The organism is Pseudomonas granadensis (assembly GCF_900105485.1).
Classification (GTDB): domain Bacteria; phylum Pseudomonadota; class Gammaproteobacteria; order Pseudomonadales; family Pseudomonadaceae; genus Aquipseudomonas; species Aquipseudomonas granadensis.
This window is the reverse complement of sequence record NZ_LT629778.1, coordinates 1,290,205-1,314,085: the sequence shown is the minus strand read 5'-3', so window position 1 is coordinate 1,314,085 and position 23,881 is coordinate 1,290,205. Positions and strand designations below refer to the sequence as shown.

The 23,881-nt window shown below is 61.1% G+C and carries 25 protein-coding genes; 14 read left to right on the top strand and 11 right to left on the bottom strand.

What is annotated here, in order from left to right:
- Positions 1 to 729: 729 nt before the first annotated feature.
- Together BLU52_RS26765 and BLU52_RS05815 are read left to right on the top strand one after the other, a co-directional pair.
- Complete coding sequence (locus BLU52_RS26765) at positions 730 to 867, top strand: hypothetical protein (protein WP_003222780.1); 138 nt, start codon at positions 730 to 732, stop codon at positions 865 to 867.
- Positions 868 to 939: 72 nt separating this feature from the next.
- Complete coding sequence (locus tag BLU52_RS05815) at positions 940 to 1,905, top strand: M29 family metallopeptidase (RefSeq protein ID WP_090282314.1); 966 nt, start codon at positions 940 to 942, stop codon at positions 1,903 to 1,905.
- A gap of 206 nt (positions 1,906 to 2,111) precedes the next feature.
- Here BLU52_RS05815 and rluB read toward each other — a convergent pair whose 3' ends face one another.
- The 6 genes from rluB to BLU52_RS05785 all read right to left on the bottom strand — a co-directional run bounded on the left by rluB (position 2,112) and on the right by BLU52_RS05785 (position 7,110).
- Positions 2,112 to 3,332: a 23S rRNA pseudouridine(2605) synthase RluB gene (gene rluB / locus BLU52_RS05810; protein ID WP_090282313.1), complete on the bottom strand. Its 1,221-nt coding sequence runs from the start codon at positions 3,330 to 3,332 to the stop codon at positions 2,112 to 2,114.
- Positions 3,333 to 3,474: 142 nt separating this feature from the next.
- Positions 3,475 to 3,666, bottom strand: coding sequence for a DUF1289 domain-containing protein (locus BLU52_RS05805; RefSeq protein ID WP_090282312.1), 192 nt, complete (start codon positions 3,664 to 3,666; stop codon positions 3,475 to 3,477).
- A 144-nt stretch (positions 3,667 to 3,810) separates the two neighbouring features.
- A complete protein-coding gene (gene scpB / locus BLU52_RS05800; protein ID WP_090282311.1) occupies positions 3,811 to 4,770 on the bottom strand; it encodes an SMC-Scp complex subunit ScpB in 960 nt (319 codons plus the stop codon).
- Between the two features lie 11 nt (positions 4,771 to 4,781).
- Complete coding sequence (locus BLU52_RS05795) at positions 4,782 to 5,480, bottom strand: segregation and condensation protein A (protein ID WP_172828192.1); 699 nt, start codon at positions 5,478 to 5,480, stop codon at positions 4,782 to 4,784.
- A 123-nt stretch (positions 5,481 to 5,603) separates the two neighbouring features.
- Positions 5,604 to 6,233, bottom strand: a complete 630-nt coding sequence (locus tag BLU52_RS05790; RefSeq protein ID WP_016771124.1) for an L-threonylcarbamoyladenylate synthase — start codon at positions 6,231 to 6,233, stop codon at positions 5,604 to 5,606.
- A 13-nt stretch (positions 6,234 to 6,246) separates the two neighbouring features.
- Positions 6,247 to 7,110 (bottom strand): PHP domain-containing protein, encoded by an 864-nt coding sequence (locus BLU52_RS05785; RefSeq protein WP_090282310.1) that lies wholly within the window; start codon positions 7,108 to 7,110, stop codon positions 6,247 to 6,249.
- A gap of 87 nt (positions 7,111 to 7,197) precedes the next feature.
- On the opposite strand from BLU52_RS05785, the gene BLU52_RS05780 reads away from it, so the two are divergent.
- The 6 genes from BLU52_RS05780 (at position 7,198) to BLU52_RS05755 (ending at position 11,985) form a co-directional block, all read left to right on the top strand.
- Positions 7,198 to 7,794 (top strand): septation protein A, encoded by a 597-nt coding sequence (locus BLU52_RS05780; RefSeq protein WP_090282309.1) that lies wholly within the window; start codon positions 7,198 to 7,200, stop codon positions 7,792 to 7,794.
- Between the two features lies 1 nt (position 7,795).
- Positions 7,796 to 8,095 carry a YciI family protein gene (locus BLU52_RS05775; RefSeq protein WP_007919677.1) on the top strand — a complete coding sequence of 100 codons (300 nt, stop codon included), beginning with the start codon at positions 7,796 to 7,798 and terminating at the stop codon, positions 8,093 to 8,095.
- Positions 8,096 to 8,204: 109 nt separating this feature from the next.
- Complete coding sequence (locus BLU52_RS05770) at positions 8,205 to 8,615, top strand: translation initiation factor 2 (RefSeq protein WP_090282308.1); 411 nt, start codon at positions 8,205 to 8,207, stop codon at positions 8,613 to 8,615.
- 7 nt (positions 8,616 to 8,622) lie between these two features.
- Positions 8,623 to 9,300, top strand: coding sequence for a response regulator transcription factor (locus BLU52_RS05765; RefSeq protein WP_090282307.1), 678 nt, complete (start codon positions 8,623 to 8,625; stop codon positions 9,298 to 9,300).
- Positions 9,301 to 10,016: 716 nt separating this feature from the next.
- A complete protein-coding gene (locus tag BLU52_RS05760) occupies positions 10,017 to 10,469 on the top strand; it encodes a Spy/CpxP family protein refolding chaperone (RefSeq protein WP_090282306.1) in 453 nt (150 codons plus the stop codon).
- A gap of 175 nt (positions 10,470 to 10,644) precedes the next feature.
- Positions 10,645 to 11,985, top strand: coding sequence for a sensor histidine kinase (locus BLU52_RS05755; protein ID WP_090282305.1), 1,341 nt, complete (start codon positions 10,645 to 10,647; stop codon positions 11,983 to 11,985).
- 291 nt (positions 11,986 to 12,276) lie between these two features.
- On the opposite strand, the gene BLU52_RS05750 is transcribed toward BLU52_RS05755, so the two are convergent.
- Positions 12,277 to 12,843 carry a nitroreductase family protein gene (locus BLU52_RS05750; RefSeq protein WP_090282304.1) on the bottom strand — a complete coding sequence of 189 codons (567 nt, stop codon included), beginning with the start codon at positions 12,841 to 12,843 and terminating at the stop codon, positions 12,277 to 12,279.
- Positions 12,844 to 12,964: 121 nt separating this feature from the next.
- Between BLU52_RS05750 and BLU52_RS05745 the strand changes: the two genes are divergently transcribed.
- Positions 12,965 to 14,419: a TrkH family potassium uptake protein gene (locus BLU52_RS05745; RefSeq protein ID WP_090282303.1), complete on the top strand. Its 1,455-nt coding sequence runs from the start codon at positions 12,965 to 12,967 to the stop codon at positions 14,417 to 14,419.
- Here BLU52_RS05745 and BLU52_RS05740 read toward each other — a convergent pair.
- Complete coding sequence (locus BLU52_RS05740; RefSeq protein WP_231988010.1) at positions 14,376 to 15,437, bottom strand: AraC family transcriptional regulator; 1,062 nt, start codon at positions 15,435 to 15,437, stop codon at positions 14,376 to 14,378. The two genes, BLU52_RS05745 and BLU52_RS05740, sit on opposite strands and share 44 nt — an antisense overlap.
- Positions 15,438 to 15,601: 164 nt before the next feature.
- On the opposite strand from BLU52_RS05740, the gene BLU52_RS05735 reads away from it, so the two are divergent.
- Positions 15,602 to 15,913 (top strand): DUF962 domain-containing protein, encoded by a 312-nt coding sequence (locus BLU52_RS05735; protein WP_090282301.1) that lies wholly within the window; start codon positions 15,602 to 15,604, stop codon positions 15,911 to 15,913.
- A gap of 13 nt (positions 15,914 to 15,926) precedes the next feature.
- Complete coding sequence (locus tag BLU52_RS05730) at positions 15,927 to 16,517, top strand: HD domain-containing protein (protein ID WP_090282300.1); 591 nt, start codon at positions 15,927 to 15,929, stop codon at positions 16,515 to 16,517.
- Between the two features lie 118 nt (positions 16,518 to 16,635).
- Here BLU52_RS05730 and BLU52_RS05725 read toward each other — a convergent pair whose 3' ends face one another.
- Positions 16,636 to 17,451 carry a UDP-2,3-diacylglucosamine diphosphatase gene (locus BLU52_RS05725; RefSeq protein ID WP_090282299.1) on the bottom strand — a complete coding sequence of 272 codons (816 nt, stop codon included), beginning with the start codon at positions 17,449 to 17,451 and terminating at the stop codon, positions 16,636 to 16,638.
- Between the two features lie 135 nt (positions 17,452 to 17,586).
- Here BLU52_RS05725 and BLU52_RS05720 point away from each other — a divergent pair, with 135 nt between their 5' ends.
- Both BLU52_RS05720 and BLU52_RS05715 read left to right on the top strand, forming a co-directional pair.
- Positions 17,587 to 18,351, top strand: coding sequence for an AraC family transcriptional regulator (locus BLU52_RS05720; RefSeq protein WP_090282298.1), 765 nt, complete (start codon positions 17,587 to 17,589; stop codon positions 18,349 to 18,351).
- Between the two features lie 194 nt (positions 18,352 to 18,545).
- Positions 18,546 to 19,439 carry a DMT family transporter gene (locus tag BLU52_RS05715; RefSeq protein ID WP_090282297.1) on the top strand — a complete coding sequence of 298 codons (894 nt, stop codon included), beginning with the start codon at positions 18,546 to 18,548 and terminating at the stop codon, positions 19,437 to 19,439.
- On the opposite strand, the gene BLU52_RS05710 is transcribed toward BLU52_RS05715, so the two are convergent.
- The gene (locus BLU52_RS05710; RefSeq protein ID WP_090282296.1) at positions 19,433 to 19,720 is read right to left on the bottom strand and encodes a SelT/SelW/SelH family protein; all 288 of its coding nucleotides are present in this window, start codon (positions 19,718 to 19,720) and stop codon (positions 19,433 to 19,435) included. The genes BLU52_RS05715 and BLU52_RS05710 overlap by 7 nt on opposite strands.
- A gap of 71 nt (positions 19,721 to 19,791) precedes the next feature.
- Here BLU52_RS05710 and BLU52_RS05705 point away from each other — a divergent pair, with 71 nt between their 5' ends.
- Positions 19,792 to 21,981 carry a patatin-like phospholipase family protein gene (locus BLU52_RS05705; protein WP_090282295.1) on the top strand — a complete coding sequence of 730 codons (2,190 nt, stop codon included), beginning with the start codon at positions 19,792 to 19,794 and terminating at the stop codon, positions 21,979 to 21,981.
- A gap of 122 nt (positions 21,982 to 22,103) precedes the next feature.
- On the opposite strand, the gene BLU52_RS05700 is transcribed toward BLU52_RS05705, so the two are convergent.
- On the bottom strand, positions 22,104 to 23,849 hold the full coding sequence (locus tag BLU52_RS05700) for a FimV/HubP family polar landmark protein (RefSeq protein WP_090288443.1): 1,746 nt from the start codon (positions 23,847 to 23,849) through the stop codon (positions 22,104 to 22,106).
- Positions 23,850 to 23,881 lie beyond the last annotated feature (32 nt).

The following is a 23,881-nucleotide window of genomic DNA, read 5'->3' as shown; positions in this document are numbered from 1 at the left end:
CACGCTTGTGGCGCGACGGAGTGAACAAGGCGGGTAGCCTTGAGATTTGCGCGATTACGCAGAGGGTCACAGTTAAAACGCGGCGCATTGTACACCGCTAACCCCCTGCTGCCAGACTCCGCTGGATCAGCGTGTCGGTTGCCGGGATTGCGTGTGTCCGCCTCGAGAGGTTCGGGCGGCTGCGAAAATTGAGTCAGGCCTTTGCAGACCATCGGCATGGACGAGGAAAAAACCGTCCCACGGAGCGAAGTGGAGATCAGTCACGGCGTTCATTGCGCCTCCTTCTTGTTATGCACCTGCACGGCAGGCATGGGCCGCATATCACCTTGCAAACGCCGCTGAAACAAGCGCACCAGAGCCTTGCGCGGCCCCCGGCAGGACGGCATTCGGCAGATTTTCCTTACAGCGCTTCGCTTGTTGGTGATTCAGGCGGTCTGGCGCTGTTTTTCGTAAATATTCTCTGACAGTGCGTAACGTAAAGTTTCCAATTCAGCACAATCGGTAGGACGTCTGCAAATTGACGGTAGCAAGCTTGCTAATGAAATACGCAGGCTAGTTTTTTGTTTTCAAATAAGAAAAACCACCGCAAAAAACAGAACAAAAAGTCTATTTAAAAATTAAATGGATAATTTTTTGCATTACAAAAGCCGCTGAACTAGGTTTTTCACGACGCGCCGGCCACCTCGACCGGCCAGTCATAAACCGTGAAAGTCATCTAGGAGATCGACCATGCAAGCACTGGAAAAAGACTTGGATACCGAACTGCAACTGGACGAATGGTTTGAAGCACCGACCCATGAGGCCGCCGTGGAAATGATGCAAGCCGACGCGGTCGTACCGTTCGGCACGGCGATGTGGCCTCTGTAAGACATCCCCGGGCAGGCACGGTCCGGCCGGTCGTGCCTGCCGCTTCATTTCCCGGTCAGTCAGGGAGGACTCATGGACAAGCCCCGCGCCATCTCGCATTTCCTTTACTACCTCGAACACCACCCCGCCCTCGCCGGTCTCGATTCGGCAAAGGTATTGCTCGGCCACACCGCCGATTACGAAGCCCTGACCGGTGCCATCGCCGAACAGGCCGGCGAGCATCCGCGCTTCCGTTTCAGCGCCCGCCGCCTGGATCTGGAGAGCACCGCAGCGCTGGCCGAGGCGATTGGCGACAGCGATCTGTACATTTTTTTCTACGACTCTTCGACCCTGCCCAACCCGCGCCCCGACGGCCCGGAATTCGTCCGCGCGCTGCAAGCGGTGATGGCGGAAAACTGGAAGAAGTCGCTGCTGTTCAAGGATTACGGCGATTATTTCTACGACACCTTCAGCGTCACCCCGCAGCGCATCGCCGGCCTCAACAGCCACTTGATCCAGCGCATGTCGCAGGCGACCACGTTGAGCTTCAAGGACGATGACGGCTCATGGTTCGAGACGCCGCTGAGCAGCATCAAGAAATGGACCGACATCAACGGGGTCGGCAACTTCGACCTGGCCCCAGGCGAAATCGCCACGCACAGCGAAGCCATCAACGGCCACGTGAAATTCAAGGGCACCTTCCTCAGCACCATTCCGTTTGCGCGCAAGTACGGCGTGCTGGAATCGCCGCTGGAACTGTGGATCGAGAACTCGACCATCAGCCGCATCGCCACCGACGTGCCGGGGCTGGAGCATGATTTCAACAAATACCTCGATGCCAACCCGTCGAACCGGCGGATCGAGGAACTGGGAATTGGCACCAATGAAGGTGTGAAGAATTTGTACGCGCGCAATGCCGGGTTTGAAGAGCGGCACTGCGGCCTGCACCTGGGGCTGGGTGGCGGGGCCAAGGGCAGTCATCACCTTGATTTAATCTTCTCAGGTGGCGTTTTAGCGCTGGATGACAAACCGGTGTTCGATGGGCGATTTGTCTTCTGATCCTGGGTTTGTGTGAGGCCACTGGCGCCATCGCGAGCAGGCTCACTCCTACAGGGGAACGCATTTCAAATTGTAGGAGTGAGCCTGCTCGCGATAGCTATTTCCCGGCCACCGCACACTTGCGCCAGACGAAAAAAAACGCCAACCCTGCGGTTGGCGTTTTTTGCTTCTACTTGCAGCTTGCAGCTTAAAACTTGCAGCTGTCTTTATTCCGGCTTGCGACGACCGAAACCCGGACGCTGACCCGAACCGGCCGGTGCGCCGCGGCGCTTGCCCGAGGGCTTGTCGCCGTCGACCAGTTTGATTCCCGGACGCTTCGGCGCCGGTTTGGCCGGGCGCTTGTTGGTGGTGTCCGCCGGACGATCCGCCACTGGCGTACCGCGACCGGCCGGTGCACGACCTTCGCCACGCTCGGTACGGCCGTTGGCCGGACGCGGTGCGCGCTCGCCGTCGCGGGCGACCGGCTTGCGACCTGGACGCTCGCCTTCGATCTGCGGCTCACGGCTCGGGCGCGGCGCGGTTGGCGCGCCAGCGGCAGGACGCAGGGTGCGCACGCGCTCGGTCTTGGCCATCGGCCGCGACGATTTACGCTGCATGCGTTCCAGTTTGTCCTTGCTCTTGGCGTTCAACTGCGGCATCGCCACCGGGGTCAGACCGACTTCAGCGCTAAGCACGTCGACTTCGTACTGGCTCATTTCGCGCCAGCGGCCCATCGGCAGGTCAGAGTTGAGGAACACCGGACCGAAACGCACACGCTTCAGGCGGCTGACCACCAGACCCTGCGATTCCCACAGACGACGCACTTCACGGTTGCGCCCTTCCATGACCACGCAGTGATACCAGTGGTTGAAACCTTCGCCGCCCGGGGCCTGTTGAATGTCGGTGAAACGCGCCGGGCCGTCTTCCAGCACCACGCCGGCTTTCAGGCGCTCGATCATCTCGTCGTCGACTTCACCGCGTACACGCACGGCGTATTCACGGTCCATCTCGTAGGACGGGTGCATCAGGCGGTTGGCCAGTTCACCGTCGGTGGTGAACATCAGCAGACCGGTGGTGTTGATGTCGAGACGACCGATGTTGATCCAGCGGCCTTCTTTCGGACGCGGCAGCTTGTCGAACACGGTCGGACGGCCTTCCGGGTCGTCACGGGTGCAGATTTCGCCATCGGGCTTGTTGTACATGATCACGCGGCGGACCGACTCGGCGGCTTCTTCGCGCTTGATCACCTTGCCATCGATGGTGATGGCGTCGTGCATGTCGACGCGCAGGCCGAGGGTGGCGTCTTTGCCATTGACCTTGATGCGGCCCTGGCTGATCCAGGATTCGACGTCACGGCGCGAGCCGACGCCGATACGGGCGAGGACTTTCTGCAGCTTTTCGCCTGCTGGTCCGATTTCCTGGTCGTCTTTCTGATTGATGTCACTCATCTGGGCACCTCCCGGTGTGGTCTGTTCAGGCGGCGCCTGAAGCATTGGAATCTGGTCTTCGGCCGAAGGGATCGGCGAAGGGTCGCGAATCATACGCGGATGTACGGCATTGCGCATCAGAGACTAGCTGATCGAACGCAGGTTATTTGTTTTTCCGCCGACCGGCACCGCGCAGTTTGATCAGGCGCAACGCGGCTTCGGCGAGCACGGTGCGCTTGTCATCCTTGTCGAGTTTTTTCCAGGCCTTGATTTCGCGCTTGCTGCGGCCGCAGCCGAGGCAAATGTCGTCGGAGAATTTGCAGAGGCTGATGCACGGGTCTTTGGTGGAACTCATCGCTTTCTCCAGAAACACACAAGTCCCTTGTAGGAGTGAGCCTGCTCGCGATAGCGGTGTGTCTGACAAGAAGATGTCGACTGACACACCGCTATCGCGAGCAGGCTCACTCCTACAGGGGATGGCGGTGTTCTTTAAATGGGGTCAGTCCTCGAATTCGCGCCGTTCGGCTTCGATGGCTTCGGCCAGTGCGCGGGCTTCGGCTTCTTCTTCGCTGAGCTCGGGCTCCGGCGGTTCAAGGGCGGCGACGGCGGCCAGGAGTTTCTCACGGGCCTCGGCGACACCGAGAACGTCGTCTTCAGCTTCGGCTTCAGGCTCGGCTTCGAGTTCAACGTCAAGGGTCGGCTCGCTCAGCTCAGGCTCGCTGATTGATGTTTCAGCATCAGCACCATCGCGCAGCAAATCGTCAAAATCGGTCTTGATCCCCTCCTCCATGCTGTCCAGCTCAAGCAGCAGGCTATGGAAACTGGTTTCCTCTTTTTCTTCTTCCGGCTCGGCACTGGCATCGGCCAGTTCCTGCAGACTTTGCGGCACCGGCGCGTCGTCGAAATCGAGGACCGGTTCGGCTTCCATCTCGCGCAGTTCGGCCAGCGGCGGCAGGTCTTCGAGGTTTTTCAGGTTGAAGTGATCGAGAAACGCCTTGGTAGTGGCAAACATCGCCGGCTTGCCCGGCACGTCGCGGTAACCGACGACGCGGATCCACTCACGCTCGAGCAGGGTTTTGGTGATGTTGCTGTTGACCGCCACGCCACGCACGTCTTCGATCTCGCCACGGGTAATCGGCTGGCGATAGGCGATCAGCGCGATGGTTTCGAGCAAGGCGCGCGAATAACGTTGCGGGCGCTCTTCCCACAGTCGGCCCACCCACGGTGAAAACTTCTCGCGGATCTGCAAGCGGTAGCCCGACGAGACTTCCTTGAGTTCGAAGGCGCGGCCCTCGCAGGACTTGCCCAGCAGGCTCAGGGCTTTCTTGAAGACCGCCGGCTCCGGCCGCTCGCCTTCTTCGAACAGTTCATACAGGCGCTCAAGCGATTGCGGTTTTCCCGAGGCCAACAGAAAGGCTTCAAGCAGGGGCGCCAGCTCGCGGGGTTCAGTCAGGTTCATACAGGGACTCGTTATTCGGCTCGGGCTCGCACGTGGATCGCGGCGAACGGCTCATTCTGCACCAGCTCGACCAAGGACTCCTTGACCAGTTCAAGGATCGCCATAAAGGTCACCACCACACCGAGGCGACCTTCTTCGGCGGTGAACAGCTCGACAAACGGCACGAAACCGCCGCCCTTGAGCCGCTCCAGCACATCGCTCATGCGCTCGCGGGTGGACAGCGCTTCGCGGCTGACCTGGTGACTTTCAAACATGTCGCCACGGCGCAACACTTCGGCCATGCACATCAGAATCTCTTCCAGCGCCACGTCGGGCAGCAGCTTGCGCGCCCGCGCTTCCGGGGCATCGAGCTTGGGCACGATCACATCACGACCGACACGGCTCAGGCCATCGATACCTTCGGCAGCGGCCTTGAAGCGTTCGTACTCCTGCAAGCGGCGGATCAGCTCGGCGCGCGGGTCGTCTTCTTCGTCTTCGACGGTTTCGGCGCGCGGCAGGAGCATGCGCGATTTGATCTCGGCGAGCATCGCCGCCATCACCAGATACTCGGCAGCCAGCTCCAGGCGCACCGACTGCATCAACTCGACATAACCCATGTACTGGCGGGTGATTTCCGCCACCGGGATGTCAAGGATGTTGATGTTCTGTTTGCGGATCAGGTACAGCAGCAGGTCGAGCGGGCCTTCGAAGGCCTCGAGAAAGACTTCCAGCGCATCCGGCGGAATGTACAGATCCAGCGGCATTTCCATGACCGCCTGGCCATAGACCATGGCAAACGGCAGTTCCTGCTGGGCGCCGGCCTGGGGATCGACAACGGTTTCCACTGCGGACATTCAGGCCTCGACCATGAACGGCGTCGGGTCGCCGCAACCGACGCGAACCACTTCCGGGTCGTCGCCGGTCAGGTCAATCACCGTGGACGCCTTGATGCCGCCAAAACCGCCGTCGATGATCAGATCAACCTGATGCTCGAGCAACTGGCGCATTTCGTACGGATCGCTGAGCGGGTCTTCATCGCCGGGCATGATCAGCGTTACGCTCATCAGCGGCTCGCCCAGTTCGGCCAGCAGCGCCAGCGCGATCGGATGGCTCGGCACGCGCAAACCGATGGTGCGCTTTTTCGGGTGCAGCAACAGGCGCGGCACTTCGCGGGTGGCGTTGAGAATAAAGGTGTACGGGCCTGGCAGATGCGCCTTGAGAATACGGAACGTGCCGGTGTCGATCTTGGCGTAGTTGCCCAGTTGCGACAGGTCGCTGCAGATCAGCGCAAAGTTATGTTTCTCGTCGAGCTGACGCAAACGGCGCACGCGCTCGATGGCGGTCTTGTCGCCGATCTGGCAACCGATCGCGTAGGAAGAGTCCGTGGGATAGATCACCACCCCGCCCTTGCGAATGATCTCGACCGCCTGTTTGATCAGGCGCGCTTGCGGGTTTTCCGGATGTATCTGGAAAAATTGACTCACATTCTCTACCTGTTCAGACGGCGGCAATAACTGGGTCATGTTTGAACCGACACCACAGGGGTGGAAGGTCCTCGGGAACCGGCCGGTACTGGCCGATCTCGGACCAGCCGCCAGGGCCATGGAAGTCACTGCCGGCGCTGACCAGCAGACCGAACTCACGGGCAAGGATCGCCAGGCTGCCCACCTGTTCCGCAGGCTGATAGCCATTGACCACTTCAATGGCATGCCCGCCCGCTTGAATATAGTCGGCAATCAGCTTGCGGCGCTTGCTGCGGGTGAAATCATAGTGCCACGGGTGCGCCAGGCTGACCCAGGCACCGGCGGCGCGCAGCGTGCCGACGGTGTCTTCCAGTGTCGGCCAGTGCAACTTGACGTCACCGAGCTTGCCGGCGCCGAGCCATTTGCGAAATGCCTCGGCGCGATCCTTGACGTAACCTTCGCGCACCATCCAGTCGGCGAAATGCGGACGGGCCGGCGCATTGCCGCTGTCGCCCAGTTCCTGCTGGATCTGCCGGGCGCCGTCGAGTGCACCGGGCATGCCCTTGAGGGCGAGTTTGCGGCTTATTTCTTCCGACCGCAGCCAGCGACCATCGTGCAATTTGGCGATCGCTTCGACCAACGGTGCGGCGTTGACGTCGAAACCGTAGCCCAGCACATGAATGGTCGCCCCGCCCCAGGTGCAGGACAACTCGACGCCGTTGATCAGTTGCATGCCCAGTTCAGTGGCGGTCGCGCGCGCTTCGGCAAGGCCTTCCAGCGTGTCGTGATCGGTCAACGCCAGCACTTGCACGCCGTTTTCGAACGCACGCGCAACCAGAACCGCAGGCGCCAGGGCGCCATCGGAGGCCGTGCTGTGGCAGTGCAAATCAACATTCACGGGGAGTTGTAACCTCAAATCAGCTGGCGCTATCGCGCGCCCATATGTTTGTTATTATGCCGCCACATCCAGCTTCTGGCTCTCACTGTGAAACAATTCATCGATTTCATCCCGCTTTTGCTGTTTTTCATCGTTTACAAACTTGATCCACGGGTCGTCGATATCGCCGGCCAGCAAGTGACCGTAGGCGGTATCTACAGCGCCACGGCGATGCTGATCATCAGCTCCCTGGTGGTCTACGGCGCGCTGTTCATCAAACAACGCAAGCTGGAAAAGAGCCAATGGCTGACCCTGATCGCCTGCCTGGTGTTCGGCAGCCTGACCCTGGCCTTCCACAGCGAAACCTTCCTGAAATGGAAAGCGCCGGTGGTCAACTGGCTGTTCGCCGCGGCCTTCATTGGTAGCCACTTCATTGGTGACCGCCTGCTGATCAAACGCATCATGGGCCATGCGCTGACCCTGCCGGACCCGGTCTGGACGCGCCTGAACATCGCCTGGATCGGTTTTTTCCTGTTCTGCGGCGCAGCCAACCTGTTCGTCGCCTTCACCTTCCAGAGCATCTGGGTCGACTTCAAGGTGTTCGGCAGCCTGGGCATGACCGTGCTGTTCCTGGTCGCACAGGGCGTTTACCTGTCGCGTCACCTGCACGACGCCGATACCACAACACCAAAAACCGAGAACTGACATGCTCTATGCCATCATTGCCACCGACGTCGCCAACTCGCTCGAAGCCCGCCTCGCCGCGCGCCCGGCGCATCTGGAACGCCTGCAAGCGCTCAAGGGCGAAGGCCGCATCGTGCTCGCTGGGCCGCACCCGGCGGTCGACAGCAATGATCCGGGCGCTGCGGGTTTCACTGGCAGCCTGATCGTCGCCGAATTCGATTCGCTGAGCGCCGCGCAGGCCTGGGCGGACGCCGATCCGTACATCGCTGCCGGCGTCTACGCCAATGTCGTGGTCAAGCCGTTCAAGCAAGTCCTGCCTTAAGCCTGTCCCCACGCGATGAACCTTGTCGGTTCATCGCGTTCTCAATCGCTCATTATTCTCGTTTGCCTGCCGACAACCTGCCCAATATCCATTGCAAACAGGTGTCGCGATGCGCAAGGGTCCGTTGTGTCTGATGTGGGTCACGTTGTCGATCATGGCGCCCGCCCATGGTGAGGAAATCACTGATGGCGGCAGTTCCACGCCATTTTCGCTGAGTGCCGGCAGCCAGATCACCGAGTTGCAGCAGCGCCTCAAGGCCAGCGAGCAACAACGAGAAGAACTGAGCAAACAACTGCAAAATGCCGACAACACCCGTGAAAGCGCCCAGCTTGCCCGGTTGCGCCAGGAGAACCAGCGCCTGAAGCTGCAACTCAAGGAAGCGCAGGCCAGTCCGCTGCCGCGTCTGCTGACCGATCAGCAACAGTGGTTCGTCACGGGCGCCGGGGTAGCGCTATTGGCGCTGCTCTGCGGTATCTTTGCCAGTGGAGCAAGCCGAAAACGTCGGCAATGGCTAAATTGAGTGAGTCATGAGCGAGCTGTTATTGATTGATGATGACCAGGAGTTGTGTGAACTCCTGAGTAGCTGGTTGAGCCAGGAAGGTTTCCAGGTGCGCGCCTGCCACGATGGTCAGAGTGCCCGCAAGGCCTTGGCCGAAACCGCTCCGGCGGCGGTGGTGCTGGACGTGATGCTGCCCGACGGCAGCGGTCTGGAACTGCTCAAGCAATTGCGCAACGATCACGCCGATCTGCCGGTGCTGATGCTCTCGGCCCGCGGCGAGCCGCTGGACCGCATCCTCGGTCTGGAGCTGGGCGCCGACGATTATCTGGCCAAGCCTTGCGATCCGCGCGAACTGACCGCCCGCCTGCGCGCCGTGTTGCGCCGCAGCCACCCGGCCGCGGTGTCGACCCAGCTTGAACTCGGCGACCTGAGTTTCAGCCCGGTGCGCGGCGTGGTCAGCATCGATGAAAAAGAACAGACCCTCACTGTCTCCGAAAGCCGTTTGCTCGAAGCCCTGCTCAAGCAGCCTGGCGAGCCGCTGGACAAACAGGAACTGGCGCAGATCGCCCTTGGCCGCAAGTTGACGCTGTATGACCGTAGCCTCGACATGCATGTCAGCAATTTGCGCAGGAAGATCGGCCCTCACCCGGACGGCCGGCCGCGGATCGTTGCGTTGCGGAGTCGGGGTTATTTCTACAGCCTCTGAGTCGGCGCAGTTCGCCTGTGCGGCTAGCTGGCTATGGTGCGTTTTGAGTGCATATCCGTTGCTGCGGTAACGGCGGCTTAGGGTTTCGCCCTTACGGCGAGTCCCTTTTTCAAACGCCGGAGTGCCGGCCCAGCAAAAAGGAACCAAAAGGCTTTGCTCCTACGTACGGCCCTCGCAGGCTCGGGTCCCTTCGCTCCGGGATCGCTCCGGGCGCAGCGGCTACGGTTTGCTGCGCTGCACCTACTTCCGCTGTGTCTGGCTGCGCCAGACGGTCGCTGCGCTCCCACGCCCGGATCAATCCCTCCACTCAGCCTTCCGATGTCGCCGGTTAGTCAAAAGCACTCGAGCTTCGCTCATTGTAAGGAGTGGTGAGAAGCGGTGGTTCGGCTGGGGATTTGTGGTGGTTTCGCCCCTCACCCCAGCCCTCTCCCCCTGGAGAGGGAGCCGATTTGTGGGCTTTTCAGAATCTGAGTTCGACTCGATATCTCAGCTCGGTGCAATCTCACATTCCCCACGGTCAGTCCCCTCTCCCTCCGGGAGAGGGCTAGGGTGAGGGGCTTTTGACGTTGCTTTTGCTCTTCAAGCGCCCGGGGTATGTCAGCTCGGTGACAAATCGTCTTTACCCAAGCTTTACGCTGTACTGACCGCCGCTGACCTTGATCTGCGTAATCTGCACTCATCCGGAACGTACCGGGAACGAGACAAGGAGATACACCATGCGCAAGACTCTTATCGCTCTGATGTTCGCTGCCGCTCTGCCAACCGTGGCCATGGCCATGCCACAGGATGGCGGTCCGATGGGTGGCCCGCTCGACGGTCCGCGCCACGGGGGTCAGATGCACGGTGGCATGCACGGCAAGGGCCCGTACAGCCAGCTCGACCTGTCCCGCGAACAGCGCGAGCAGATCCGCAAGATCATGGGCGAGCAGATGCACGAGCGTAAGCAAGTGGTCGACAAGTACCTGGAGAAACTTTCCCCGGCCGACCAGAAAGCGATGAAGGACGAGATCGCGGCCAACCACAAGAAAGCCGAGTCGGATGTCCGCGCCCTGCTGAAACCGGAGCAACAGAAACAGTTCGACGAGATCCAGAAAAAGCGCGCCGAACGCCGCGCCGAATGGGCCGAGTTCAAAGCGTGGAAAGCGCAGCAGGCGCAAAAGGCGCAATAATGGTTTGACCCTGGGCCCGACGGCTGACGCCGTCGGGCCTGTTTTCAATGATCCGGATGTAGGAGTGAGCCTGCTCGCGATGGCGGTGTGTCAGACAAGTATGAATTGGCTGATACACCGCCATCGCGAGCAGGCTCACTCCTGCATTGGTTTTTGTGTTGTTTGAGGAGTTTCTGTGCGTTCACTGTTCTGGCGTATTCTCGCGAGTTTCTGGCTGGCCATTGCTCTGGTCGCGGGGCTGTCGATTCTGCTCGGGCACATGCTCAACCAGGACGCGTGGATTCTCAGCCGCCATCCCGGCCTCAATACGCTGGCCAGTGAATGGACGCAAACCTACGAAGCCCAGGGCGAAGAAGCCGCGCAGGACATCCTCGAACAGCGCAAACGCCAGTACCACATCGACGTTCAAGTGCTCAATGAAACCGGCGACCCGGTCGTACGCGGCACCTTCCCGCGCCGTGCCGCCGCGTTCGAAGCACGGCAGAACAACGACGACCGCCGCCTGCCGTGGCGGCGTCTGACCGATGAAATCACCAGTGAAAAAACCGGTGACACTTATCTGTTCATCTACCGCATACCACACCCGGAACTCGATGCGTGGCACCGCGAAAGCCTGCTCTGGCCGCTGAGTGCGCTGGGCATCGCGCTGGTGGTGCTGACCCTGTTCAGTCTGCTGGTGACTTTCTCGATCACCCGACCGCTCAGCCGTTTACGCGGTGCGGTGCATGATCTGGGGCAAACCACTTATCAGCAGAACAGCCTGGCCAAACTGGCCAACCGCCGCGATGAATTCGGCGTCCTCGCCACCGACTTCAACCGTATGGGCGCGCGTCTGCAAAGCCTGATCGGCAGCCAGCGCCAGTTGCTGCGCGATGTCTCCCACGAATTGCGCTCGCCGCTGGCACGGCTGCGCATTGCCCTGGCACTGGCGGAACGGGCGAACCCGCAAGAACGGGAAAGACTCTGGCCACGGCTGACCCGCGAATGCGATCGGCTGGAAGCCTTGATCAGTGAAATTCTGGTGCTGGCGCGGGTCGATGCCGACAACGCCAGTGCCGAAGAGGTGGACCTGAATGCGCTGCTCGGCGCCTTGCAGAAAGATGCGCAACTGGGCTCGCCGGAACAGACCGTGCGTCTCGAAGCTGAGCAGCGACTGCATCTGAAAGGCTGGCCGACGATGATCGAGCGTGCGGTGGATAATCTGCTGCGCAACGCCCAGCGCTTCAATCCGCCGGAGCAGCCGATTGAATTGCAGGCCTCGCGTCAGGGCGAGCGAATTGTCATCAGCGTGCGCGACCAGGGGCCGGGCGTGCAGGCTGAGCATCTAAGTCAATTGGGCGAGCCGTTTTACCGCGCGCCGGGGCAGACAGCGGCGGGGCATGGGCTGGGTCTGGCGATTGCCAGGCGGGCGGCGGAACGGCATGGCGGCTCGCTGATATTGGCGAATCATCCGCAGGGTGGGTTTGTGGCGAGTCTGGAATTGCCGTTGGTGCCTGGTGCGGTGGTGCAGCTCTGAAATCGGACCCTCACCCCAGCCCTCTCCCGGAGGGAGAGGGGGCCGACCGAGGTGTCTCAGGTTCCACGTCGACCTTAAAGACCGAGTCGATTATGGAATCGCGGATACAACACGTCCTGCATCTGAGTCGATTCTGGATTCGCAGAAACAACACTTCCTGCGCCTGAATCGATTGTAGATTCAGCGAAGGTCGCTCAGGTCGGTGTAATTCCAAAGCATCCCCCAATCAGTCCCCTCTCCCTCCGGGAGAGGGCTAGGCGGGCGGCGTTCCGATGAGGGTGCTCTTGATCTTCAGGCGTTACCAGGCCAGGCACTGACGAACTCGCTCAGATCAACTTTCTCCGCTACACGCGGTTCTTTCTGCGGCGTACCAAGGTACAAGAATGCGATGACTTCTTCGCCTTCTGCCAGCCCCAGGCCTTTTGCCACATGACTGGAATACGCCAGATCCCCAGTCCGCCAAACCGCACCAATCCCCTGCGCATACGCCGCCAGTAAAATCCCGTGCGCCGCGCACCCGGCCGCGAGCAATTGCTCGGCCTTCGGGTATTTGACGTGTTCCTGCAATTTCGCAATCACCACCACCACCAGCGGTGCGCGCAGCGGGCCGTTGCGGGCCTTGTCGATCATCGCTTCGGTGACTTCGCCTGTCTGCATTTGCGCAGCCTCGGCCAGCAACTCGCCCATTTGCTCACGCGCGGCGCCTTCGACGGTCAGGAAACGATACGGCTGCAGATGCCCGTGATCCGGCGCGCGCAAGGCGGCGCCAAACAGGGCTTCGCGCTGCTCGGCAGTGGGGGCCGGTTCGACCAGTCGGGGAACGGAAACACGGTTGAGCAACGCGTCGAGAGCCTGCATCGGCCACCTCCTTTGAAAAATGTGCGGCTATTCTAGCTTTAACTGTGCAGCGCCTGCCGGTTTACATGCCCTGCCCCGCAGGTAGAATGGCGCCCTTCTTCCATCAGCCCGAGCGGATTTCATGGCGTTGCCGACCTTACGGACCATTGGTTTCATCATCGGCATTTTCCTGATTACCCTGGCTGTGGCCATGGTCGTGCCGATGGCCACCCTGGTGATTTTCGAGCGCACCAGCGACCTGCCGTCCTTCCTCTGGGCGAGCATGATCACCTTCGTCGCCGGCCTCGCACTGGTGATTCCCGGCCGTCCGGAACACGTTCACCTGCGCCCGCGAGACATGTATCTGCTGACCGTCAGCAGCTGGCTGGTGGTGTGCATTTTTGCCGCGCTGCCGTTTCTGCTGACCCAGCACATCAGCTACACCGACTCGTTTTTTGAAAGCATGTCGGGCATCACCGCCACCGGCTCTACCGTGCTTAACGGCCTGGACACCATGTCGCCGGGCATCCTGATGTGGCGCTCGATGCTGCACTGGATCGGCGGCATCGGCTTTATCGGCATGGCGGTGGCGATTCTGCCGCTGCTGCGCATCGGCGGCATGCGCCTGTTCCAGACCGAATCTTCGGATCGCTCGGAAAAGGTCATGCCGCGCTCACACATGGTGGCGCGGCTGATCGTGGCGGCTTACGTCGGCATCACCATCCTCGGCAGCCTCGCGTTCTGGTGGGCGGGGATGAGCCCGTTCGATGCGATCAATCACGCGATGTCGGCGATTTCCACCGGCGGTTTTTCCACCTCCGACCAGTCGCTGGCGAAATGGACGCAGCCGGCGGTGCATTGGGTAGCGGTCGTGGTGATGATCCTTGGCAGCCTGCCGTTCACCCTGTACGTGGCGACGTTGCGCGGCAATCGCAAGGCGTTGATCCGCGATCAACAGGTGCAGGGGCTGCTGGCGATGTTGCTGGTGACCTGGCTGGTGCTCGGCACCTGGTACTGGTGGACCACCAAGCTGCACTGGCTCGAAGCCCTGCGGCATGTGGCGCTGAACGTGACGTCGGTGGTCACCACCACCGGGTTCGCCCTCGGCGACTACAGCCTGTGGGGCAATTTTTCGCTCATGTTGTTTTTCTACCTGGGCTTTGTCGGCGGCTGTTCCGGCTCGACCGCGGGCGGGATCAAGATTTTCCGCTTTCAGGTCGCCTATATCCTGCTCAAGTCCAACCTCAATCAGCTGATTCACCCGCGAGCAGTGATCAAGCAGAAGTACAACGGTCATCGCCTCGACGAAGAGATCGTGCGCTCGATTCTGACTTTTTCGTTCTTCTTCGCCATCACCATTTGTGTGATCGCCTTGCTGCTGTCGTTGCTCGGCGTCGACTGGATGACCGCGCTGACCGGCGCGGCGAGCACCGTGTCCGGGGTCGGCCCCGGCCTGGGCGAAACCATCGGCCCGGCCGGCAACTTTGCCACTCTGCCGGATGCGGCCAAATGGATTCTGTCGGCCGGCATGCTGCTCGGCCGACTGGAGATCATTACGGTGTTTGTGCTGTGTATTCCGGCGTTTTGGCGTCACTGACCGCGCTCGGCGCTTGCAGCAACCGCGCCCGATAATCACCGGGCGTGGTGTCGAACCAGCGGCGGAAGGCGCGAAAGAAATTGCTCGGGTCGGCGAAGCCCAGCAGGTAGGCGATTTCCAGCAAGGTCATGCTCGGTTGCGCCAGATACTGTTCGGCAAGTTCGCGGCGAGTGTCGTCGAGCAATTGCTGAAAACTGGTGCCCTCCTCCTGCAAACGACGCTGCAAGGTGCGCTGCGACAGATGCAGGGTCTGCGCCACGGTGTCGCGCTTGGGTTCGCCCTGCGGCAGCAAGCGGCACAGCACTTGCCGCGCCTTGTGCGTCACGCGGCTCTCGGAAAACCGCGCCAGATATTCCCCGGCAAAACGATCATGCAACAGCGCCATCGCTTCGTTGGCGGTGGGCAGCGGCGCTTCCATGTCGGCGCGCTTGAAAATCAGTGCGTCGTACGGCGCGCCGAACACCAGCGGCGCGTGGAAGGCGTGTTTATACGGTTCGAGGTCGGCGGGTTGATCGCCCTGCAGCAGCACTTTGACCGGGTGCAGTGGGCGCCCGCTGAGCCAGCCGCACAGGGCCAGTGCGCAGGCCAGCGAGGCTTCGGCGCTTTGCCGGGTCGGCGGCAGGTGATCGCCATGCACGGTCAGAATCAGCCCGTAACCTTCATCGAGCAAACGAAAACTCAGGTCCGCACTTTCGGCGATGATGCGCTGATAGCGCACCAGCCGTTGAAAACCTTCGGCCAGGGTATTGCTCGACATCAGCGCATAACCGGCGACATGAAACGAGGCCGGTCGCACCACTTTGCCCATGTTCAGGCCGATCGCCGGGTTACCGGACAAGTCGACCGCGCGTTGCCAGAGCCGGGTCATGGAGTCTTGCGTGAACCGCGCATCCGGATCATCCAGCGCTGCGTAATCGAGCCCCAGTTGCTTGAACAGAACCCGGCAATCCAGGCCGTCCATCTCCAGCGCTTTGACAATCCCCATCGCCCAGCTTGCAGAAGTCGTTCGTTCGCTCATGGCGTTTTTCTTATACATGATGGGCTGCATGTTACGGCCCGATTTGCGAAGGATACTAAAGTGGCGCCGATTGTCACTGGCCCACCCCCATGATCACTCTAGACTCAAATAGGCTACCCGCCGCACAACTCGTCGCCAGAACAATAACCACAGAGATCGCAGTCGTGGAAAACGTAAAGCAATTCAACAGCTTCGCTGAGTTCTACCCGTATTACCTCAGCGAACACAGCAACAGCACCTGCCGGCGCCTGCACTTCATCGGCACCAGCCTGGTGATTTTCATCCTCGCTCTGACCATCGCCAAAGGCGCGTGGCTGCTGTTGCTGGCCCTGCCGCTGGCCGGCTACAGCTTCGCCTGGGTCGGGCATTTCTTCTTTGAAAAGAACCGACCGGCGACTTTCCAGCACCCGCTGTACAGCCTGCTCGGTGACTTCGTCATGTACCGCGACATGATTCTGGGTCGCGTAGCGTTCTGAAGGAGCTCTGCCCGTGAATGCCACTGCCCGCTTTACCCATATGAAGGACGGCACCGAAGAAGACTGGGCGATCATCGCCGCTGACTTCAGCGCTTATGCCAGACAGCTGCCGGCGCGGATCGTCACGCACCTGAAGTTGCTCGAAGGTGATTTCGGCGGGTTTCCGGTAGATCGTCTGACCCACTCGCTGCAAACCGCGACCCGTGCGTTTCGTGATGGCCGCGATGAGGAATATGTGGTCTGCGCGCTGCTGCACGACATCGGCGACACCCTCGGTTCGTACAATCACCCGGACATCGCTGCGGCGATTCTCAAGCCGTTCGTCAGCGCCGAAAATCTGTGGATGGTGGAGAAGCACGGGGTGTTCCAGGGCTATTACTTCTTTCACCACCTGGGCATGGATAGGCACCTGCGCGAGCAGTTCAAGGAGCACCCGCAGTTTCAGGTAACCGCCGAGTTCTGCGCCAAATACGATGCGGCGGCGTTCGACCCGGCGTATGACACGCTGCCGCTGAGCTTTTTCGAGCCGATGATGGAGCGGCTGTTTGCGCAGCCGAAGAACTCGATTTACAAGGCGGCGATGGAGCAACACAGCCCGGCTTGATGGTGACTCGGGAACCGCTGCGCGGTTCATCGCTAGCAGGCTCACTCCTACAGGGGAACGCATTTCAAATTGTAGGAGTGAGCCTGCTCGCGATGAGGCCAGCGCGGCCAGCCGAGAACTATGCCAGCTCCGTGACCTTGGCCGCCCTGAGCTGCGCCTCCCGCGCCTGCGCATCCGCCAGCCGGTACAGCTCGATCGTACCGTCCCAGTGCTCGATCAACGCCGTGCACGATTCCACCCAGTCACCGCAGTTGAGGTAATCCACCTCGCCCACTTTTCGAATCTCGGCATGGTGGATGTGCCCGCAGACCACACCATGCAACTCGCGCTTCACGCATTCATGGGCGATCGCTTCTTCGAAGTCGCTGATGAAGCTCACCGCGGTTTTGACCTTGTGTTTCAGGTACGCCGACAACGACCAGTAGCCATAGCCATACCGCGCCCGCCAGTGGTTGAGCCAGCGATTGAGGGTCAGGGTGAATTCGTAGGCCGAGTCGCCGAGAAAGGCCAGCCAGCGGTGATAACGGGTGATCACGTCGAACTGATCGCCATGAATCACCAGCAGATGGCGCCCATCGGCGGTGACATGCACCGCCTCGTCGACCAACTGGATATTGCCCAGAATCAGTTTTGAATAGCGGCGGAGGAATTCGTCGTGGTTGCCGGTGACGTAGATGACTTCGGTGCCGCGCTTGCTCATCGTCAGCAGGCGGCGGATCACATTGGTGTGCGCCTGTGGCCAGTACATGCCACCGCGCAGTTTCCAGCCATCGATGATGTCGCCGACCAGATAGATCTTGTCGGCGTGGTAACCCTTGAGGAACTTCGACAAGTGTTCCGCCTGGCAATCGCGCGTGCCCAGGTGCACGTCGGAAATCCACAGGGTTCGCACCCGTTGCTTGCGGCTGGGTCTGGCGAGCTCGGCGCTGGTCATGGGCAACCCTCTGCGATGTTTTCGCCATCGTGCACCGGCCCGGTGAATCGACCATGACAAGCGCAAGTCAGTCGTGTGACAACGCATCCTGGCGACGTCGGTGTAGACTGGCGACCACTGCGGAGACTGCCTGCCATGCGACCGATCCTCACCCTGCGTCACTACACCCGCGACCTGATCGTGCACAGCCACGACCACGCACAATTGGTATTCGGGCTGTCCGGTGCGCTGGATTTCGAAGTCGAAGGTTGTGGCAGCCAGGTGCGCCAGCAGAGTTTTGTGGTGATCCCCTCCGGCGCCCATCACGCTTGTGGCAGCCCCAGCGGTAGCCGATGTCTGGTGCTGGATGTTCCCGACGGAGGATGGCTGACGGACTCGCTCGGTGAGCATGCCGACGCCAGTCGCCGCTTGCTCGATCAGCCGGGGCGGTTGTCGCTGGATGCAGGGCAAAGCCAGTTGGTCAGTTGGCTGGCAAACAGCCCGGTCGCCGATCCGTTGATTGCGCAGCAAGGCGCGGTGTTGCTGCTGGCCAGTCTGAACCACGCGCGGCCTGCCGAACTCGCTGCCCGCCGCCTGCCCTATGCCGCGCTGGATGCGCATATCGAGCAATACGCCGCTTATCCGCTGCAAGTCGCCGATCTGGCGCGGGTCGCCGGGTTGTCCAGCGCACGTCTGCACGCACGCTTTATGGCCGAATGCGGGCAGACGCCGATGGACTACATTCGCAGTCGGCGCCTGCATCTGGCGGTGCAATGGTTGCGCGACACGCCGCTGCCGATCGGCGAAATCGCCAGCCGCGTCGGCTATGCCTCGCAGAGTGCGTTTTCTGCTGCGGTGCTGCGTGAGTTCGGCGCGTCTCCGCGTCAGTTGCGCCGCGATTCCTGCGACAAAAGTCGCTAGCCTGCCGACAGATTTGCCGGGCGATCTGCGGTTCAATGCGCTAGCTGCCGCAGATGATTGATCGTTCCCACGCTGCTGCGTGGGAACGCAGCCCGTGGCGCTCCGCGTCACTGAACGCAGAGCGTCCCTGGAGGCATTCCCACGCGGAGCGTGGGAACGATCAAGTCCCACGTATTTGAGATAAAAGGATTGCAATGACTCCGCGTACCGCCCTCGGCGCTCTGCACATTGGCGCTTTGATGTTTGGCCTGACCGGTGTGTTCGGCAAACTCGCTGCCGCCTCGCCTGCGGTGATCGTCTTCGGTCGCGCCGCGTTCGCCGTACTCGCCCTCGCCTTCTTTGCCCGGTTCGCCAGTCAGCACGGCTGGCGGAAACTGCAGGCGCTCGATTGGCGTCGCCTAGCGCTCAGCGGCGTATTGCTGGCCGGGCACTGGGTGAGTTTTTTCCTCTCGGTGAAAGTCGCCGGCGTCGCCATCGCGACTTTGGGCTTCGCCAGTTTTCCGGCATTCACGGTGATTCTCGAAGGGCTGATCTTTCGCGAACGCATCCGCGCCAACGAGATGCTGCTGGTGCTGCTGGTCAGTGTTGGTCTGATTCTGGTCACGCCGGCCTTTGACCTGAGCAGTGGCGCGACCATCGGTCTGCTCTGGTCGGTACTGTCGGGCCTGCTGTTTTCGCTGTTGTCGCTGACCAACCGCGCCAGCTCCGGGCGAATTCCGGCGGTGCAGGCGGCGTTGTGCCAAAACGTGGTGGTGGCGCTGTGTCTGCTGCCGGTCGCGGCGCCGCAACTGAGCGCAGTGCGCGCACTTGACTGGTTGTGGATCGCCCTGCTCGGGGTGTTCTGCACCGGGGTTGCGCACAGTCTGTTCGTCGCCAGTCTGGCGGTGATCAAGGCGCGCACGGCGGCGGTGGTGTTCGCCATGGAGCCGGTCTACGGCATTACCATCGCCTGGCTGCTGTTCGATGAGAACCCGACGCCGAAAATGTTGCTTGGTGGTGCGCTGATCATTGTCGCCATCGTCGTCTCAGCGCGGATGTCCGGGCATGCCGAGAAGAAAGCCGTCGCCGCCGAGGCCGCCTCTCACTGAGTGCGGTCGTTGTGGCCGAGGTCGCGCTCCGGGTCGATTCGGTCACGAACCCTTTGTTTCAGCACTTTGGCCTCGGGAAAACCGCCGTCAGCCTTGCGCTCCCAGATCTGCACGCCATCGCAACTGATGTGGAAGATTCCGCCAGTGCCCGGCACCAGCGACACTTTGCCGAGGTCATCGCCGAAGGTGCTGAGCAGTTCCTGCGCCAGCCACGCGGCGCGCAGCAGCCATTGGCACTGGGTGCAATAAGTGATGACAACTTCTGCTTTTGCGACAGTCATGTTCGCTGAAACTCCTGAGACAGAGGGCGCCGCTATAATAGCCGGCTTTATCGCTTGCTCCGAGACTCACAATGCGCCGTCTGCTGTTCTGCCTGCTGCTTGGTTTCCTGCCATTTATCGTTGATGCCAGCGAAGCGCCGCGACCGAAAATCGGTCTGGTGCTGTCCGGCGGCGCAGCGCGCGGGCTGGCGCATATCGGCGTGCTCAAGGCGCTGGAAGAACAAGGCATCAAGATCGATGCGATCGCCGGCACCAGCATGGGCGCCGTCGTAGGCGGCTTGTACGCCTCGGGTTACAAGGTCGATGAGCTGGAAAAACTCGCCTTGAGCATCGATTGGCAAGCGGCGCTGTCCGACGCGCCACCGCGTGAAGACGTGCCGTTCCGGCGCAAACAGGACGACCGTGATTTTCTGGTCAAACAGAAACTCAGCTTCCGCGACGACGGCAGCCTCGGCCTGCCGCTGGGCGTGATCCAGGGCCAGAATCTGGCGCTGCTGCTGGAAAGCCTGCTGGCGCATACCAGTGATACCCGCGACTTCGACAAGCTGCCGATCCCCTTCCGCGCCGTCGCCACCGACATCGCCAACGGTGAAAAAGTGGTGTTTCGCAAAGGTCACTTGCCCCAGGTGATCCGCGCCAGCATGTCGATCCCGGCGGTGTTCGCCCCGGTCGAACTCGACGGTCGCCTGCTGGTGGACGGCGGCATGACCGACAACATTCCGCTCGATGTCGCGCGGCAAATGGGCGTCGACGTGGCCATCGTGGTCGACATCGGTACGCCACTGCGCAATCGCAAGCAACTGGCCACGGTGGTCGACGTGCTGAATCAGTCGATCACCCTGATGACCCGCAGCAACTCCGAAGAACAACTGGCTGCGCTGAAAGCCACCGATGTGCTGATCCAGCCAGCACTGGCCGCCTACGGCGTGACCGATTTCGGCAAGACGCAGGAGATGATCGACGCCGGTTATCGCGCGACGCGCATCCTCGACAAGCGCCTCGCCGTGCTCAAACCCACGCAATCCCAGGACGCCGAACTCAACGCTGCGCGCTCACCCGGCCAGCGCACGCCGATCATCACCGCGATCCGCGTCGAGAACGATTCAAAAGTCGATGACGATGTGATCCGCTATTACATCCGCCAGCACATCGGTGAGCCGCTGGATCTGGGCCGTCTGCACTCGGACATGGGCACGCTGTACGGCCTCGACTATTTCGAACAGGTGCAATACCGCGTGGTGCACAAGGGCGACGATCACACCCTCGTGATCAGCGCCCGCGGCAAACGCAGCGGTACCGATTATTTGCGCGTTGGCCTCAACCTGTCGGACGACATGCGCGGTGACAGCGCCTTCAATCTCGGCGCCAGCTACCGCGTCAATGGCATCAACCGCCTCGGCGCGGAATGGCTGACCCGCGCGCAGATCGGCGATAAACAGGAGCTGTACAGCGAGTTCTATCAACCGCTGGACGTTGGCTCGCGGTATTTCGTCGCGCCGTACGCGTCGTTCGAAGCGCAGAACGTCGATTCGGTGCTGGATAACGACCCAATCGCGCAATATCGCGTCGAGCGCTACGGTTTTGGCCTCAACCTGGGGCGCCAGATCGGCAACAACGGCGAAGTGCGCTTCGGCGTCGGCGAAGCCTGGGGCAAGGCCGATGTGCGAATTGGTGATCAGGATCTGCCGAGTGAAAACTTCAACGAAGGATTCTACGCGCTGAAGTATTCCTACGATTCGCTGGATAACGTCTATTTCCCCCACGAGGGCAAGGACATCAGCCTGACCCTGGTGCAGTACGAGCCGGGGCTCGGCTCAGATACGCGTTATCGGCAGTGGGACTTCAAGATCGACAAAGCCATGAGCCATGGCCCGGACACGCTGATCCTCGGCGGGCGCTATGGACGCACGCTCAACGACGCGAATGTGGTGACGTCGAGCTTCCTGCTTGGCGGTGCGCGGCAGCTGTCGGGTTTCCGTGAAGACGCGATTTCCGGGCAGAACATCAGCCTGATGCGCGCGGTGTTCTACCGTCGCCTGACGCCTCGCGCCTATCTGCCGCTGGACTTCCCGTTGTATGCCGGTGCTTCGCTGGAACGCGGTCGGGCGTGGAACAACGACAATGAATTCGACAGCGGCTACATCAATGCGGCCAGCGTGTTCATTGGTTTTGATACGCCACTGGGGCCGTTGAATTTCAGTTATGGCTTGAATGATGCGGATGAGCAGGCGGTGTATCTGAATCTGGGGCAGACGTTCTGAAGGTTTCGTCTGATAAACCGCTATCGCGAGCAGGCTCACTCCTACAGGGGAATGCATTCCAAATGTAGGAGAGTGAGCCTGCTCGCGATGACGGAGCCAGCCGCACCGCACATCGTTCAGGATCAGCGAATCCCGGCCAACAACGTGCGCGCCGTTTGCTTCAGCGGTTCATCGCCCTCTTTGAGCAATTCATTGAGCAGTGCAATTGCACTGTCGATGTCGCCGTCGTCGATGCAGGTTTGCGCCTGCTCCAGCTTTTGCGAGGCACCAGGTTCAGGCGCCTGCAGATCCATCGGTTCGAGCACTATCGAAGGCTTCGGATCAGCGAACTCATTGAGAAAGTCATCGTCCAGCGGCTGCGCATCCGGTTCGGGAATCCACTCAAGCTCCGCTTCTTCCCCGGTCGTCGGTTCGGGCAGCTCGAAATCCTGAGGCAGTACTTCCAGGCCGGCGCCGAGGTCGGAGTTCTCGATTGACGGTGCCTGGCGGGTGTCTTCAAGGTCCCAACTGGACTCCATCGACAATTCGCCCAGCTTCAGTTCGAAGTCATGCTCGGGCGGCGATTGTTCAGCTACCACAGGCGCGGCTCCGACAATCGGCAATACAGGTGCCAGCGGCACGGCGTTGATCAGCTTCGGATGGCGCGCGCGCGTTTCGCGTAACGGCTGTTCGTCCACACCGAGTTCGCGCAAGTGATTTTCCTGCTCTTCATACGCGGCGCTATCGCCCTGACGCCCGAGCACTTCGAGCAATTGCAGGCCGAGGTCAAGGCGTTCAGGCTCCTTGTGCAGGGCATCACGCAAAAGTCCCGCCGCTTCGTTGAGCCGGCCATAGGCGAGATAGATCCCCACGGCCTCCAACACATCTCCGGCTGTCGGCTCTTCGCGGTGATCGGCGTTGACTTGAGTCGCGACAGGCTCGGCAGCTTCCATCGCGTCGGCTGGCGGCTCGGCGAGGGGTGCCATCTGGGTCAGCGGTTCGCCGTCTCGTCGCCGCTGTTGACGATGCTTGCGCACGAACAGCGCCGCCAAAGCGCCGAGCAGGAGCATCAGTGCGCCAAGCAAGGGCCAGTTCAAACCGTCTTCGGCAGGCTCGACCGGCGTGACCGCTGGTGCGGGCGTGGGCGCGATAACGGTGGGCGGCGGGGCTTTCTGCAGCTCGGCCAAGCGCGTCTGCAGGTCAGTGACCTGCTTCTTGCCGTCAGCAATCTGTACATCCTGCGCTTGCACCTTCGCGTTCAATTCGTCGACGGTTTTCTGCAACTGCTGGTTCAGCAACTCGCTGGCGGCCAATTGCTCTTTGCTGTCATCGACCGGTGCGGGCGTTGCCGCAGGCGCTGTCTCACGCTTGCCTTGAGCGGCCTGTGGCGCCGCGGTAACGGGCTCAACGGTAGGAAATGCCGAGGATTGTGCTCGGGGGTCCGGCTCATCGGTCGCCGGCACGATCCCCGGTGAACCCGGTGGGTCGATCAGCACGGTGTATTCACGCAGCAAACGCCCATTGGGCTGGTTGAGCTGCACGAGGAAATTCAGAAAGGGTTCGTTGACCGGTTTGCTTGAGGTCACCCGGATCATCTGGCGCTGACCACGCAGGATCGGAATGAACTTGAGGTCATTGAGAAAGAACACTCGCTCGACCCCGGCCTGAGCGAACTCGTCCGCGGTGGCGAGGCTCACCGCCAGATCGTTTTGCGTCAGCCCACCGACGTCCACCAGGGCGATGTCAGCCTTGAGCGGCTGATTGAGGGCTGAGTGAACGGTGATGTCACCCAGCCCCAACGCCATCGACCAGGCCGAATAACTGAATACGCCAGCGACCAGCAGCCATTTGGCGCCACTGCGCAGTACCACGTGCCGACTTGCGAGCATGAGCATCCCTTAAATAAGCAAAACCGACTTCT

Bases quoted from the DNA above. Each gene is read 5' to 3' on its own strand.
- BLU52_RS26765 (WP_003222780.1), top strand. From the start codon at position 730: ATGCAAGCACTGGAAAAAGACTTGGATACCGAACTGCAACTGGACGAA.
- BLU52_RS05815 (WP_090282314.1), top strand. From the start codon at position 940: ATGGACAAGCCCCGCGCCATCTCGCATTTCCTTTACTACCTCGAACAC.
- rluB (WP_090282313.1), bottom strand. From the start codon at position 3,332: ATGAGTGACATCAATCAGAAAGACGACCAGGAAATCGGACCAGCAGGC.
- BLU52_RS05805 (WP_090282312.1), bottom strand. From the start codon at position 3,666: ATGAGTTCCACCAAAGACCCGTGCATCAGCCTCTGCAAATTCTCCGAC.
- scpB (WP_090282311.1), bottom strand. From the start codon at position 4,770: ATGAACCTGACTGAACCCCGCGAGCTGGCGCCCCTGCTTGAAGCCTTT.
- BLU52_RS05775 (WP_007919677.1), top strand. From the start codon at position 7,796: ATGCTCTATGCCATCATTGCCACCGACGTCGCCAACTCGCTCGAAGCC.
- BLU52_RS05770 (WP_090282308.1), top strand. From the start codon at position 8,205: ATGCGCAAGGGTCCGTTGTGTCTGATGTGGGTCACGTTGTCGATCATG.
- BLU52_RS05765 (WP_090282307.1), top strand. From the start codon at position 8,623: ATGAGCGAGCTGTTATTGATTGATGATGACCAGGAGTTGTGTGAACTC.
- BLU52_RS05760 (WP_090282306.1), top strand. From the start codon at position 10,017: ATGCGCAAGACTCTTATCGCTCTGATGTTCGCTGCCGCTCTGCCAACC.
- BLU52_RS05750 (WP_090282304.1), bottom strand. From the start codon at position 12,843: ATGCAGGCTCTCGACGCGTTGCTCAACCGTGTTTCCGTTCCCCGACTG.
- BLU52_RS05745 (WP_090282303.1), top strand. From the start codon at position 12,965: ATGGCGTTGCCGACCTTACGGACCATTGGTTTCATCATCGGCATTTTC.
- BLU52_RS05740 (WP_231988010.1), bottom strand. From the start codon at position 15,437: ATGAGCGAACGAACGACTTCTGCAAGCTGGGCGATGGGGATTGTCAAA.
- BLU52_RS05725 (WP_090282299.1), bottom strand. From the start codon at position 17,451: ATGACCAGCGCCGAGCTCGCCAGACCCAGCCGCAAGCAACGGGTGCGA.
- BLU52_RS05720 (WP_090282298.1), top strand. From the start codon at position 17,587: ATGCGACCGATCCTCACCCTGCGTCACTACACCCGCGACCTGATCGTG.
- BLU52_RS05715 (WP_090282297.1), top strand. From the start codon at position 18,546: ATGACTCCGCGTACCGCCCTCGGCGCTCTGCACATTGGCGCTTTGATG.
- BLU52_RS05710 (WP_090282296.1), bottom strand. From the start codon at position 19,720: ATGACTGTCGCAAAAGCAGAAGTTGTCATCACTTATTGCACCCAGTGC.
- BLU52_RS05705 (WP_090282295.1), top strand. From the start codon at position 19,792: ATGCGCCGTCTGCTGTTCTGCCTGCTGCTTGGTTTCCTGCCATTTATC.
- BLU52_RS05700 (WP_090288443.1), bottom strand. From the start codon at position 23,849: ATGCTCGCAAGTCGGCACGTGGTACTGCGCAGTGGCGCCAAATGGCTG.